Origin of the sequence: Streptomyces sp. R28, assembly GCF_041052385.1 — a bacterium.
GTDB lineage: Bacteria > Actinomycetota > Actinomycetes > Streptomycetales > Streptomycetaceae > Streptomyces.
The window spans coordinates 6,222,452-6,235,222 of the sequence record NZ_CP163439.1 but is presented as its reverse complement, the minus strand read 5'-3'; the positions used below and the strand labels follow the sequence as shown (position 1 = coordinate 6,235,222).

13 protein-coding genes are annotated in these 12,771 nt (G+C 71.2%); 3 read left to right on the top strand and 10 right to left on the bottom strand.

Translation table 11 applies throughout. The features are described 5' to 3' along the window. Nucleotides 1-71: 71 nt before the first annotated feature. Nucleotides 72-1,358, bottom strand: a complete 1,287-nt coding sequence (locus tag AB5J49_RS27965) for an acetyl-CoA C-acetyltransferase (RefSeq protein ID WP_369171539.1) — start codon at nucleotides 1,356-1,358, stop codon at nucleotides 72-74. A gap of 87 nt (nucleotides 1,359-1,445) precedes the next feature. On the opposite strand from AB5J49_RS27965, the gene AB5J49_RS27960 reads away from it, so the two are divergent. Then, nucleotides 1,446-2,744: a 3-oxoacyl-ACP reductase gene (locus tag AB5J49_RS27960; protein WP_369171538.1), complete on the top strand. Its 1,299-nt coding sequence runs from the start codon at nucleotides 1,446-1,448 to the stop codon at nucleotides 2,742-2,744. Further along, entirely contained in the window at nucleotides 2,744-3,622 is an 879-nt protein-coding gene (locus AB5J49_RS27955; RefSeq protein ID WP_369171536.1) for a MaoC family dehydratase, read from the top strand. The genes AB5J49_RS27960 and AB5J49_RS27955 overlap by 1 nt, the downstream gene beginning before the upstream one ends. Here the strand turns inward: AB5J49_RS27955 and AB5J49_RS27950 are convergent. The 9 genes from AB5J49_RS27950 to AB5J49_RS27910 all read right to left on the bottom strand — a co-directional run bounded on the left by AB5J49_RS27950 (nucleotide 3,604) and on the right by AB5J49_RS27910 (nucleotide 11,749). Next, complete coding sequence (locus AB5J49_RS27950) at nucleotides 3,604-4,266, bottom strand: TetR/AcrR family transcriptional regulator (RefSeq protein ID WP_369171534.1); 663 nt, start codon at nucleotides 4,264-4,266, stop codon at nucleotides 3,604-3,606. The genes AB5J49_RS27955 and AB5J49_RS27950 overlap by 19 nt on opposite strands. Before the next feature lie 56 nt (nucleotides 4,267-4,322). Beyond that, a complete protein-coding gene (locus tag AB5J49_RS27945; protein WP_369171533.1) occupies nucleotides 4,323-5,666 on the bottom strand; it encodes an SPFH domain-containing protein in 1,344 nt (447 codons plus the stop codon). Continuing rightward, on the bottom strand, nucleotides 5,663-7,315 hold the full coding sequence (locus tag AB5J49_RS27940) for an SPFH domain-containing protein (RefSeq protein WP_369171531.1): 1,653 nt from the start codon (nucleotides 7,313-7,315) through the stop codon (nucleotides 5,663-5,665). The genes AB5J49_RS27945 and AB5J49_RS27940 overlap by 4 nt, the downstream gene beginning before the upstream one ends. Nucleotides 7,316-7,494: 179 nt before the next feature. Continuing rightward, a complete protein-coding gene (locus tag AB5J49_RS27935; RefSeq protein WP_369171530.1) occupies nucleotides 7,495-7,809 on the bottom strand; it encodes a DUF4229 domain-containing protein in 315 nt (104 codons plus the stop codon). Nucleotides 7,810-7,895: 86 nt separating this feature from the next. Then, complete coding sequence (locus tag AB5J49_RS27930; RefSeq protein WP_369171529.1) at nucleotides 7,896-8,420, bottom strand: N-acetyltransferase family protein; 525 nt, start codon at nucleotides 8,418-8,420, stop codon at nucleotides 7,896-7,898. Nucleotides 8,421-8,436: 16 nt separating this feature from the next. Beyond that, nucleotides 8,437-9,096: a UdgX family uracil-DNA binding protein gene (locus AB5J49_RS27925; protein WP_369171528.1), complete on the bottom strand. Its 660-nt coding sequence runs from the start codon at nucleotides 9,094-9,096 to the stop codon at nucleotides 8,437-8,439. A 138-nt stretch (nucleotides 9,097-9,234) separates the two neighbouring features. After that, entirely contained in the window at nucleotides 9,235-10,398 is a 1,164-nt protein-coding gene (gene mqnE, locus AB5J49_RS27920) for an aminofutalosine synthase MqnE (protein ID WP_369171527.1), read from the bottom strand. Between the two features lie 82 nt (nucleotides 10,399-10,480). Further along, the gene (locus AB5J49_RS27915; RefSeq protein ID WP_369171526.1) at nucleotides 10,481-10,936 is read right to left on the bottom strand and encodes an Lrp/AsnC family transcriptional regulator; all 456 of its coding nucleotides are present in this window, start codon (nucleotides 10,934-10,936) and stop codon (nucleotides 10,481-10,483) included. Between the two features lie 129 nt (nucleotides 10,937-11,065). Continuing rightward, nucleotides 11,066-11,749 carry a UbiX family flavin prenyltransferase gene (locus tag AB5J49_RS27910; protein ID WP_369171525.1) on the bottom strand — a complete coding sequence of 228 codons (684 nt, stop codon included), beginning with the start codon at nucleotides 11,747-11,749 and terminating at the stop codon, nucleotides 11,066-11,068. Between the two features lie 91 nt (nucleotides 11,750-11,840). Between AB5J49_RS27910 and AB5J49_RS27905 the strand changes: the two genes are divergently transcribed. Then, nucleotides 11,841-12,515, top strand: coding sequence for a rhomboid family intramembrane serine protease (locus AB5J49_RS27905; protein WP_369171524.1), 675 nt, complete (start codon nucleotides 11,841-11,843; stop codon nucleotides 12,513-12,515). The last annotated feature ends 256 nt before the right edge of the window (nucleotides 12,516-12,771 follow it).

The window sequence follows — 12,771 nt, the reverse complement described above, 5'->3', positions numbered from 1 at the left end:
TGGGGGTTGTGCGGGTTCGGGGGTGGTCCGGGGCCGGGTATGTGCAACGTCGGGGGTTATGTGAGGGGCATTCAGTTTCGATCGAGGATCACTGTCACGCCCTGCCCGCCGGCCGCACAGACGGAGACCAGCCCGCGCCCCGAACCACCCTGCTCGGACAGCGACTTGGCCAGCGTCGCCACGATCCGGGCGCCGGTCGCCGCGAAGGGGTGACCGGTGGCCAGGGACGAGCCCACCACGTTCAGCCGGACGCGGTCCACGGGGCCGAGCCCCCGCTTCTCCCACGCCGCCAGCGTGGCCAGCACCTGGGACGCGAAGGCCTCGTGGACCTCGACGAAGTCGAAGTCGGGGAGGGTGAGTTCGGCCCGCTCCAGCATGCGCGGGACCGCGTACGCCGGTGCCATCAGCAGACCGTCCTCGCCGCCCGCCACATCGCCCCGCACGAAGTCCACAGCCGCCGTCTCGCACGCGCTGAGGTACGCCAGTGGTTCGAGACCTCTCCGTCGCGCCCACTCCTCGCTCGCCAGCAGCACCACCGCCGCGCCGTCCGTGAGCGGCGTCGAATTGCCCGCCGTCATGGTCGGGTCGGGCTGGTCGAGGCCGAACACCGGCTTCAGCGCGGCGAGTTTCTCCGGCGTCGAACCGGGCCGCAGATTCTGGTCACGCTCCACCCCCCGGAAGGGCACGACCAGGTCCTCGAAGAAGCCGCGGTCGTACGCCGCCGCCAGCCGCTGGTGACTCGTCGCCGCCAGCTCGTCCTGGGCCTCGCGGGAGATGCCCCAGGCCCGGGCGGTGACGGCGGCGTGCTCGCCCATGGACAGCTTCGTGCGGGGCTCGGCGTTGCGGGGGATGTCGGGGACGAGGTGGGCGGGACGTACCCGGGTCAGCGCCTTGAGCCGCCCGCCGAGGGACTTGGCCCGCCGGGCCTGAAGCAGGATGCGGCGCAGCTCGTCGTTGACGCCGAGGGGCGCGTCGCTCGTCGTGTCGGCACCGCCCGCGATCGCCGACTCGGTCTGGCCGAGCGCGATCTTGTTGGCGGCGGCGATGACGGCCTGGAGGCCGGTGCCGCAGGCCTGCTGGATGTCGTACGCGGGCGTGCGCGAGTCCAGCTTCGAGCCGAGGACGGTCTCGCGGGCGAGATTGAAGTCCCGGCTGTGCTTGAGCACGGCCCCGGCGACCACCTCACCGACCGCGCCCGCATCGCCGAGCCCGTACCGCTCGGCCAGGCCGTCGATCACGGCCGTGAGCATGTCCTGGTTGGAGGCGGTGGCGTACGGGCCGTCGGAGCGGGCGAACGGGATGCGCGTGCCGCCGATGATCGCCACGCGCCGGGCCACCGGTGGTCTCACGGGACTCATCTCCACCCACTCCTCACGTCCACCATGGCTTACCTCGGGTAACCTTACTCCGGAGTCAGTACGGAGCGTACGGGGAGTGGGACTTACATGGCCGACCGCTATCTGACCTTCACCGGCACCGCGCCCGGCCGCTTCCTCACCCGCCGCCTCGGGTTGCCACAGCCCGCCGCGCTGAAACGCTGGTCACCCGAGCGGCCCGCCCTGGAGGGTGACCGGCTGCTCCTCACGGCCGGCAAGTCGGACCTGGAGCTGACGGACGTGGGCCTCGGCCTGACGGCCTCCTCCGAGAAGCCCGCCGCCGTGCTCCTGGACGCCACTGGAGTCCTGGACGTCGAGACGCTCGCCGAGGTGCACGCGGCCCTCCACCCCGTCGTACGGTCGGTTGCCGCGAGCGGCCGGATCGTCGTCCTCGGTGCGCCCCTCGACGCCGCCGATCACCACCAGGCTGCCGCCCAGCAGGCCCTGGAGGGCTTCACCCGCTCGCTCGGCAAGGAGATCGGGCGAGGCCGCACCGTGAATCTCGTACGGCTGACGGACGCCCGCGCCGCCGAGTCGACCCTGCGTTTCCTCCTCTCCCCCAAGTCGGCGTACGTCGGCGGCCAGGTGATCGAGGTCGGTGCCTACGACGAGAGCGGGGCGCCCGCCGCCCCCGACCGCCCCCTCAGCGGCCGCACCGCCCTCGTCACCGGCGGCGCGCGCGGCATCGGTGAGGCGGTCGCCGAGACGCTGGCCCGGGACGGCGCCCGGGTCGTCGTACTCGACGTACCGCAGGCCGAACAGGACGCGCGGCGCGTGGCCGACCGGCTCGGCGGCACCGCCCTCGCGCTCGACATCACCGCGCCCGACGCGGGCGAGCGCATCGCGGCGGCGCTGCCCGACGGACTGGACGTCCTCATCCACAACGCCGGCATCACCCGCGACCGGCGGCTGGTCAACATGCCCGCCGAGCGCTGGAGTTCGGTGCTCGACGTCAATCTGGCGAGCGTGCTGCGCACGACGGACGCGCTGCTGGCGAGCGGGACGCTCCGGCGGGGCGGCCGAATCGTGGCGACGGCGTCGATCGCGGGGCTGGCCGGGAACGCCGGGCAGACCAACTACGGGGCGAGCAAGGCGGGCATCGCGGGCCTGGTCCGCTCCCTCGCGCCGCGTGCGCTCGCCGAGCACGGGGTGACGGTCAACGCGGTCGCGCCCGGCTTCATCGAGACGAAGATGACCGCCGCGGTGCCGCTGTTCATCCGTGAGGCCGGCCGCCGTATGAACTCCCTCGCGCAAGGAGGGCTGCCGATCGATGTCGCCGAGACGACGGCGTGGCTGGCGCATCCGGGGTCGGGCGCGGTCAACGGGCAGGTCGTCCGGGTGTGCGGGCAGAGCCTGCTGGGGGCCTGATGCAGACCACGCTGACCCGTTCCCCGGCGCTGGGCCCCCTCCTCGCACGGGGCGCGCTCCTGTCCCCCTTCAAGCGGCCCCGCCCGGACGCCGACTACCCGCGCACCCGGCTCGAACTGCCCGGTGTACGCATCGACCTGACCCGGCTCGCCGCATACGAGCGGGTGTGCGGCTTCCCGACCGGCGACGACTCGCTGCCGGTGACGTATCCGCATGTGCTGGGCTTCCCGCTCGCCATGCGGCTGATGAGCGGCCGGGACTTTCCGCTGCCGCTGCTCGGACTCGTCCATACGTCGATCGAGATCACCCGGCACACGGCGCTGACGGCCACCGGGGAGTACGAACTCGCCGTGTACGTGGACGAGCTGGCGCCTCATCGGCGGGGCACGGAGGCCGGCGTGGTCACCTCGGTGCGGTCGGGCGGGCAGGTCGTGTGGGAGTCCAGGAGCACGTACCTGGCCCGGCACCGCACTGACGGCCGCCAGGCGGCCCCGCCGGTGAAGGACATACAGAAGCACGTACAGAAGGACGCGCAGGAGGAGCGCAAGCCCCTGCCCGCCCTCGACGAATGGCGGCTCGCCGACGACATCGGGCGGCGCTACGGTGCCGCTTCCGGTGACCGGAACCCCATCCACCTCCACCCGCTCACGGCCCGCCTGTTCGGCTTCCCCCGGGCCATCGCGCACGGCATGTGGACGGTGGCCCGCTGCCTCGCCGCGCACGGCACACCTCAGGCGGTGCTGCTACGGGCGGAGTTCAAGGCGCCGGTGCTGCTGCCGGGGACGGTGACGTACGCCGCGGAGGGCGGGCGGTTCGAGCTGCGGGGCGGCGGGGATCGCGTCCACCTGGCCGGGGAGGTCTATCCGCTCGCCTCGTGAGGGGCGTCCGGCGGTGACCAGGGCCGGCCGTCCATGAGGTTGCCGAGGCCCGCCCACGCGAAGTTCATCAAGGTGGCCGCCGCCTGTCTCGCCGTCACACCCGGCGTGGCGTTGGCCCAGGCGGCGAGCGACTCGGCGGCGCCGACCAGCGCCTCGGCGAGGCCGGCGACCTCGCTCTCGGGGAGGTCGGGGTCGCGGTGTGCCTCCCGGGCCGCCGCGAGGATCAGCTGCGTCACGAACGCGACGATCTCCGCGCGCATCGCGGCGACCTCGGCGGCGAACGGCTCGCCATGGGTGCGGGCCTGGAGGTGCAGGACGGACCAGCCGTCCGGGTTCTGCGCGGTGTGCGTGAAGAACGCGCCCAGACCTTCCCAGAGTTGGCGGTCGGCGGGCGCGTCACGCCGGACGCCCGCGCGCACGGCCTCGGTGAGCGCGGCCGCCTCGCGCCGGATGCAGGCCGTGAACAGGTCTTCCTTCGAGTTGAGGTACAGGTACACCAACGGCTTGGAGACGCCCGCGAGTTCGGCGATCTCATCCATCGACGCGGCCATGTACCCCCGCTGGCCGAAGGTCCGCACAGCGGCGTCCAGCATCTGCTGCTCACGGACGGCCCGCGGCATCCGCTTGGTCTTCACGGCACCCATGCCCATCAGCCTACGGGCCGGGAGGGAGATCCCACCCGGCCCGCAACCGTGCTCTCCTACTCCTCGCCACTGCCGGCGTCCTCGAACCGCGCCAGCTGCTGGGCCCACTGCCGTCCGTCGACCGACGGCAGGGCCGTCAGCCGGGGCAGCAGCTGCGCGGTGAGGAGGGTGGACAGGGCCGAGGTGTCGGCGCTCGTGCCGTCGGTCCGTACGACCACCGGCTGCGGGGCCTTGCCGGCGAGTTTCGCGCCCACCTCCAGGCGGCGGCAGGCGAGTTCGTACTGCAGGACGGCGCGGTTGTCACGGTAGGCCGTGGCGAGGGCGCGCTGGGCGCGGGCCTCGTTCTCGGCGGCGATCAGACCGCTGCGGCCCCGCGTCTCGATCTCGAACCGCACGCGCTGGGCGTTGGTCTCCTGCTCCTCCAGCAGCTGCGCGACCTCCTCGCGGGCCCGGTTCAGCGCGGCCCTGACCTCGACGATCCGGGCGTCCCGCACCTTCTTGGCGCGCTCGATGTCCATGCCCAGCTGGTCGATGCGGCGCTTACGGATCAGCCCCCACTCCTGCTCGTACGCCGTGCGCTCCTTGGCGACCCGCTCCCGGGTGGCCAGGTGCTGCTGGTACTGCGTCGGCAGCTGCACGTCGGGGATGTTGGAGCCGGTGATGCGCACGCCGTAGCCGGACAGCTGGCGGTTGAGCAGCTCCTGCATGTCGGCCACGTCCGAGCCGCGCAGGTCGTACGCCCGCTCGGTGCGCATCTTCCGCGCCCGCTGCCGGATCGCGTCCTGCACGGCACTGGAGAGCACCAGGTCGAAGTTGCCCGCGCCGATGGTGCGGACGAACAGCACGGCGTCGGTGATACGGAACTTCAGGAAGAACTCGATGGAGCGCAGGGGGACGTTCTCCTGCGTGGGACAGGCCATCACCGGTGCCGAGTACGGGATCTCGGTGGCGGTGTCGACGACGAAGTCGACGCGGGACCACGGGTGCCACAGGTAGTGGCGGCCGGCGTCCAGGGTGCGGACGACGGCGCCGTAGCGGGTCAGCACGCCGTTGGTGCCCTGCTCGATCTCGACGATCGAGGAGCGCCACCACCACAGCGCGCCGATCAGCAGCAGTACGCAGCCGCCGACGTAGGAGAGGGTGGCGAGGGTGCCGTAGGCGAGGTCCCCGGCGGTCGACTCGGAGTCGGCCGCGCCCAGCGTCAGTGTCACGCCCATGAACAGGGCGTAGACACCGAGCCACAGCGGCAGCATCCACCACAGGCGGCGCCGGTGGCGGGGGATGATGACCGGGATCAGGGTGTCGGCCTCGCCGCCGCGCAGCAGTCGCGCGATGTCGCTCCAGGGGGCGACCTTCTCGGAGATGACCGACCGGCGGTGGGAGGAACGGGCGGTGCTCACTGGGCGGCCTCCTCGGAGACGTCGGAGCTGCCGACGCTGCCGGAGCTGTCGGAGCTGTCGGGCGATTCGGACTGGGCGGGTACCTGCGGCACCGTCGGACGGTCGGCGGCCAGCAGCTCACCGATCTCCGCCTCGCGCGCGGCGATCCGCTCGGACACCTCGCCGAGGCGCGCCCGCACGGCGGCCGTGTCCTCCTCGGTGAACAGCTCCGTGCCCCGCTCGCCGACCAACTCGCGGGCCAGCTCCAGGAAGTCGATCCCCGCGTCCGCCGTGCCGCCGATGCGCACCAGCCGCGGCAGATGGTCGGCGACCTGCTCCAGCGTGTCCAGCACCTGCTGCTGGTAGCGGTACTCCAGGATCTCCGGCGCCTCCGCCGCGGTCACCGCGCGGATGTCCAGGGCCTGCGCCTCCAGGAGGGCCGCGTTCGCCTTCGCCTCCGACTCGGCCTGGACGTAACGCTGCCGGGCGAGCGCCTGGGCGCGGTTGGTCTCGCGCTCCACGGCGGTGTCCATCTGCGCCTGGTACTGGGCGATGTCTGCCTGGATCGCGGAGAGCGTCTCCAGGCTGGAGGCGAGTTCCCGGGTGAGGTCGCCCTCGTCCTGCTCCTTGCGGAGCTGGAGCGCGTACTCGTGCGTGTACGCCTCCTTGGCCACCCGCACCATCTCGGGCGCCGCCAGGTCCATGCGGTAGCGCTGGTCGGACGGCTCGGCGTGGGTGATGTTGGCGTTGGTCAGCTCGACCGCCGGGCGGAACTGCTGGTTGAGCTGCTCCAGCAGGCGGCCGGTGTCCTCACCGACCATGTCGTAGATACCGGCGGCCTCCTGCTCGTAGATGAGGCTGCGGATCGTCTCGCTCACCGCGTTGCTCAGCTTCTCCTCGAAGCCGCGCACCGCGCCCAGCGTGTAGACGAACTCGGTGGGGTCGCTGATCCGGAACTGGATGAACAGGTCGATCGACGCCTTCACACCACCCTTGGTCGGCGCCTCGCGCACCGGCGCGTTGAACGGGTACTCGATCGTGGTGTTGACGATGTACGACACCCGCTTCCACGGGCTCAGCAGCACGACCCGGCCCGGTCCGACGACCTTCTCCAGCTTGCCGAACCGGGTGATCATCGCCTGGCAGCCGTCCGGCACCATGACCATGCCCTGGCGCCACCACACGAAGGCGACGGCGCCCAGCGAGATGACCCAGTAGTGGACGCCGAACAGCGGGTTGGTCAGGACGTCGGCACCGGCCGCCCCCACGATTCCCACGCCCACCGCGCCCAGCACGAGCAGGGTCAGCACCGGCAGCATGGAGAAGATCGAGCGGCCCTTGGGGATCACCATCGGGCAGATGGCGTGCACCGTCTCGGTGCCCTCGCGCACCTGCTCGCTACGGCCGAGCGCCTCGCCGGCCTCGTCCAGCGGCACAGTCTTCTGCCGCATGACGGTGGCCGTGGAGCCGCCCTGTTCCCGGGCGGCCGGGAAGTCGGCCGGGTCGATGCCCTGGCCCTGCGCGTCGTACCCCTCGCCACCGTCCGCCCGTGTCCCGCGTCCGCCGATCTGCCGCTGCAGTTCCTCCTGCGCGGCCGTCCGCGGATCGGTGCCGGATGCGACGGCCTCGGCCACGCGTCGTGCGCCCTGCTTGGCGCGCGCTCGTGCCACGGTTCCCCCTTGTGTTCCCTTGCCCGTTGGATGCGGGTCCTACTGGTGGTACACCGGTCACGCCGATGTGGTTCCAGTCATCCCACATCATGATCCGGACAAAGGTAAGGGGGAGACCTGCACAGTTACCCATCGGTATCACTGCCGGGTCCCGGAAGAGGCGAGGCCGTACGGCGGTCCTACGAGGCCTGGGAAGAAGCCTGCCCCTGCGCCCGAGCCGCCTCGTCGACCACGTCGTCCTCCTGGCTGCGGTTGGCCGCCAGGTTGGCCTTGGCACGGTCGACCTTCTGGACGATCCGCACGGAGGCGCGGTCGCGCTCCTTGCGCAGGGCGACGAAGCTGATGGGGGCCGAGATCACCAGGGCGAGCAGGATGACCCACATGCCGTTGGAGTCGCCGAGGCCACGCGGGGCGAGGCCGGAGTAGACGAGACCCCAGACGACCACGAGGCAGCCCACGAAGATTCCGAGGCGCATCAGTGTGTAGCGGAGCATCTCAATCCACTCTTCCGATTCCAAAAAGGGCCACTGTCCAGTGAAGCACGCTGGACCGCCGATCTTGCAGGGGGGTCGGCAGCGGGTCAGACGAGCGGCAGCAGCATGATCACGTCGTCGCGGTCGTCGCCCGGTGCGACGCGGATGGCGCCGGGTATCCGGCCGACCTCCTTGTAGCCGCAGGAGCCGTAGAAGCGTTCCAGGCCGAGGCCGCCGCGGCAGGTGAGCCGGATCGCCTCGATGCCGTCGATGGCGCGGGCGCTCCGCTCGGCGGCCGCCAGCAGGTCGCGGCCGTAGCCCTTGCCCTGGTGCCGGGGGTGCACCATCACCGTGTACAGCCAGACCCAGTGCGTCATCAACCGGTGCGTGTTGAAGGTGAGGAAGGCCGTCGCGGCCACCTCGCCCGCGTCGTCGTGCCCCACCAGCAGCCGGGTGCGCCCCTCCGCCATCGCCACGAAGTGCTTCACCAGTTCCGGCCGGATCGCCTCCCGCGTCACCGGCGGTACGAAGCCGACGGCTCCGCCCGCGTGGGAGACGTCGGCCCACAGGTCGAGGAGACCGTCGCGGAGGGCGGGAGTGACGGCGGGGTCCAGGGTGAAAGTAAGGGACACCACGAAATCGTAACCATTACGACAGCGCCCGCGCCGCAACCCTCAGATCCGAGACCAGCCCCTCGTACGCCGCCTTCCCGTCCGCGTCGTCCTGCGCCCGCAGCACCGACGACGGATGCACCGTCGCCACCAGTCTCTCCCGCCGACCGTGGACCTCCCGCTCCAGCAGCGCCCCGCGCACCTCGCCGACCCGGAACGACGAGCCGAGCAGCGCCTTGCCCGCACTCGCACCCAGGAGCACGATCAACTCGGGCTCCACGACGGCGAGTTCGACTGCCAGCCAAGGCCCGCAGGCGGTCATCTCACGCAGGGTCGGCGCCTTGTGGATCCGGCGCTTGCGGGGTTCGGCCTGTGTGAACTTGAAGTGCTTGACGGCGTTGGTGACGTAAGCGTCCGCCGGGTCGATGCCGGCTTCCTGAAGGGCGCGGTCCAGGAGCTTGCCGGCGGGGCCGACGAAGGGTGTGCCCTGGCGGTCCTCTTGGTCGCCGGGTTGTTCGCCCACGAGCATGACGCGGGCGTCGGCCGTCCCGGCACCGAACACGGTTTGCGTGGCGTTCCGGTGCAGGGGGCAGCCCCGGCACTCGGCCGCGGCGCGGCGCAGGGCGGGAAGGCCGCCGCGGTCGGGGAGGAAGGGTTCTGCGGTGTAGGCGTCCTCAGGCGCCTTTGTGCTCACCATGGCCGACGAGTACCCCTCGCCGGGGACGGGGAACGGGTGGGGTCCACTGGTTCCCCGCTGCGGATCGCGGGGGTCGGTCGCGCCCACGCGGCGGAGCCGCACATGGACCCGGCCCCCGCGCCCCTGAGGTCGGCAACGTCACACGCGCATGGGCTGCGGGCTCTCCCTGCGCAACGGATCCGGGCCGTCGTACTCCCGGATGATCTCGTAGCGCGTGTTCCGCTCCACCGGGCGGAAGCCCGCGTCCCGGATCAGGTCCAGCAGGTCCTCGCGGGTCAGCTTGTTCGGCGTGCCGTAGTTGTCCGCGTCATGCGTGATCTTGTACTCGACGACCGAGCCGTCCATGTCGTCGGCGCCGTGCTGGAGGGCCAGCTGCGCGGTCTGGACGCCGTGCATGACCCAGAAGACCTTGACGTGCGGGACGTTGTCGAACAGCAGCCTCGACACCGCGAAGGTCTTCAGGGCCTCGGCGCCGGTCGCCATCTGGGTCCTGGCCTGCAGGCGGTTGCGGACCTTGCCGTCCTTCATGTCGACGAAGTCGTGCTGGTAACGCAGCGGGATGAAGACCTGGAAGCCGTTCGTCTCGTCCTGGAGTTCACGCAGGCGCAGGACGTGGTCGACGCGGTGGCGGGGCTCCTCGATGTGGCCGTAGAGCATGGTGCAGGGCGTCTTGAGGCCCTTCTCGTGCGCCAGGCGGTGGATGCGGGACCAGTCCTCCCAGTGCGTGCGGTGGTCCACGATGTGCTGGCGGACCTCCCAGTCGAAGATCTCCGCGCCGCCGCCGGTGAGGGACTCCAGGCCCGCGTCGATCAGTTCGTCGAGGATCTCGGAGGCCGACAGACCGCTGATCGTCTCGAAGTGGTGGATCTCCGTGGCCGTGAAGGCCTTCAGCGAGACGTTCGGCAGGGCCGCCTTCAGCTCGCGCAGCGAACGCGGGTAGTAGCGCCACGGCAGGTTCGGGTGCAGGCCGTTGACGATGTGGAGCTCGGTGAGGTTGTCCGACTCCATCGCCTTGGCCAGCTTGACGGCCTCCTCGATGCGCATCGTGTACGCGTCCTTCTCGCCCGGCTTGCGCTGGAACGAGCAGTACGCGCAGGAGGCCGTACACACGTTGGTCATGTTGAGGTGCCGGTTGACGTTGAAGTGCACGACGTCGCCGTTCTTGCGCGTGCGCACCTCGTGCGCGAGCCCGCCGAGCCACGCCAGGTCGTCCGACTCGTACAGCGCGATGCCGTCCTCGCGGGACAGCCGCTCACCGGAGCGGACCTTCTCCTCCAGCTCGCGCTTGAGCCCGACGTCCATGCGTACACCTCTCTCAGACAGACTTCGTAAACCGTACTCCCCCGCCCTTCGAGCGAGGGGAGCCCCATACGGCGCTACGCGCCTACTCCTCTTCGGGCAGCTCTCCGACCCGGTTCTCCCACTTCGTGGAGAGCACGATCGTCGTACGGGTGCGGGACACGCCCTCGGTCCCGCTGAGCCGCCGGATGATCTTCTCCAGCCCGTCCACGTCGGCCGCGCGCACCTTGAGCATGTACGAGTCGTCGCCCGCGATGAACCAGCAGTCCTCGATCTCGCCCAGGTCCCGCAGACGGTCCGCCACGTCCTCGTGGTCGGTGGCGTCGGAGAGCGAGATGCCGATCAGCGCGGTGACGCCGAGGCCGAGCGAGGCGGAGTCGACGGTCGCTCGGTAGCCGGTGATGACTCCGGCCGCCTCCAGCCGGTTGATGCGGTCGGTGACGCTGGGTCCCGACAGGCCGACGAGGCGTCCCAGCTCCGCGTAGGAGGCCCGGCCGTTCTCCCTCAGGGCCTGGATGAGCTGCCTGTCCACCGCGTCCATGCGATTCGAAGCCTTCCACTGAAGAGGTCTGACGAGTTCTGACGAGTTCCTGGAGTGACCAGTACTGCTGGTGTCGCGTACTGCTGGTGTCTCTTGCTGCTGTTACCGCGTGATGCTCTCGGGTGCGGCTCAGGTGGGGTGCGCGCCGCCGCCGAGTTCGCCCTTCCAGCGGCGGTAGAGCCGGTGCTCGACGCCCGCCGCGTCCAGGACGCGTCCGGCGACGAAGTCGACCAGGTCCTGGATGTGGGTCGCCCCCGCGTAGAAGGCGGGCGAGGCCGGCACGACGATCGCCCCCGCGTCGTCCAGTGTCACCAGGTGCCGCAGCGTCTGCCCGCCCAGCGGCGTCTCCCGTACGGCGACGACGAGCTTGCGCCCCTCCTTCAGGGTCACGCTCGCCGACCGCTGCAACAGGTCCTTGGACAGCCCCAGCGCGACACCGGCGACGCACGCGGTGGAGGCGGGCACGATCAGCATGCCCTTCGTCGGGTACGACCCCGAGGACGGACCGGCCGCGAGATCCCCCGCGTTCCAGTACCGGACGTCCTCGATGTCGGCGTCGAAAGTGCCGGGCTTGCCGTCGGCGCCCCGCGCGAGCCACTCCCGCAGGTCGTCCCGCCAGTGCCCGTCCCGGAACGAAATGCCCGTCTCGTCGAGCAACGTGAGCCGCGAGGCCCGGCTGACGACCAGGTCGACACTCTCCCCGGCGGCGAGGAGGGCGCGCAGCACCGCGGCGGCGTATGGGGTGCCGGAAGCGCCGGACACCCCTACGATCCAAGGCGCACGCGGCGTCTCTCCTGGCTTGACTGGGTTCACGACACCGAGCCTATCCGGCGTCGCGGGGTGGGAACCGACCAAGGGTGGCCGGGCGTTCCCCGGAGGGGACGAGTGGGAGGGTGGGGTGGCCATGGCGGGTACGCCGGGTGTGCCGGATACGCGGAGTGCTGAGCTCGAGTGGTCGCGGGGTGACCGCGCGCGGGCGGCCGCCAAGCTGATGCTGGGCTGGGTGGCGCTGCTGTGGCTGCTGGAAGTGGCCGACGCGCTCAGCGGGCACGCCCTGGACGGCTTCGGCATCGTCCCGCGCACCGCGTCCGAGCTGGTGGACGTCGTCCCGGCCTCCTTCATCCACTTCGGCTTCGCGCACGTCGCCGCGAACAGCGTGCCGCTGCTGGTCCTCGGGTTCCTGGCCGCCCTCGGCGGCATACGCCGGTTCGTCGCCGTCTGTGCCCTGGTCGTCGTCGCCGACGGCCTCGGCGTGTGGCTGATAGCCCCCTCCGGCACCAACACCGCGGGCGCCTCCGGCCTGATCTTCGGCCTCTTCGGCTTCCACCTGGTCACCGGCTTCGTCGAGCGCCGCCCGCTCGGCGTCCTGGTCGGCCTGCTGGTGGCGGCCATCTGGGGCGGCTCGATACTGACGGGCCTCGCCCCGACCCAGTCCGGCGTGAGCTGGCAGGGGCATCTGGTGGGGCTGGTGGCGGGGGTGGCGGCGGCGTTCGTGCTGCGGCGCCGGGCGGACCGGCCGGCGCTCAGGAGGCGCCGGGCGAGTCAGGGTCCACAGGAAGGCGGCTTGTATCGACCGTGAGGCGTCCGATCCTGGTCTCCACGGTCACCTTGCCGTCGTAAGGAATCGTGTCCCGTCCGCGGTAGTCGTCGGGGCCGGGATTCCAGAGCGTGACGAGGTGGGCCAGCTTCCAGCTGCATCCACAGCCGCACGATGGTCTCGTTGTGGAACGGCCTGAGCGGACTCATCACGATGTTGCCCTCGACAACCTCCATCCGGTATCCGCGGAACATGTCCTCGTACCGGGCGAGCTGCGAGTGCGGGCGGTCGCTGCCCG

Bases quoted from the DNA above. Each gene is read 5' to 3' on its own strand.
- AB5J49_RS27925 (WP_369171528.1), bottom strand. From the start codon at position 9,096: ATGGTGAGCACAAAGGCGCCTGAGGACGCCTACACCGCAGAACCCTTC.
- AB5J49_RS27905 (WP_369171524.1), top strand. From the start codon at position 11,841: ATGGCGGGTACGCCGGGTGTGCCGGATACGCGGAGTGCTGAGCTCGAG.
- AB5J49_RS27950 (WP_369171534.1), bottom strand. From the start codon at position 4,266: ATGGGTGCCGTGAAGACCAAGCGGATGCCGCGGGCCGTCCGTGAGCAG.
- AB5J49_RS27965 (WP_369171539.1), bottom strand. From the start codon at position 1,358: ATGAGTCCCGTGAGACCACCGGTGGCCCGGCGCGTGGCGATCATCGGC.
- mqnE (WP_369171527.1), bottom strand. From the start codon at position 10,398: ATGGACGTCGGGCTCAAGCGCGAGCTGGAGGAGAAGGTCCGCTCCGGT.
- AB5J49_RS27960 (WP_369171538.1), top strand. From the start codon at position 1,446: ATGGCCGACCGCTATCTGACCTTCACCGGCACCGCGCCCGGCCGCTTC.
- AB5J49_RS27955 (WP_369171536.1), top strand. From the start codon at position 2,744: ATGCAGACCACGCTGACCCGTTCCCCGGCGCTGGGCCCCCTCCTCGCA.
- AB5J49_RS27915 (WP_369171526.1), bottom strand. From the start codon at position 10,936: ATGGACGCGGTGGACAGGCAGCTCATCCAGGCCCTGAGGGAGAACGGC.
- AB5J49_RS27935 (WP_369171530.1), bottom strand. From the start codon at position 7,809: ATGCTCCGCTACACACTGATGCGCCTCGGAATCTTCGTGGGCTGCCTC.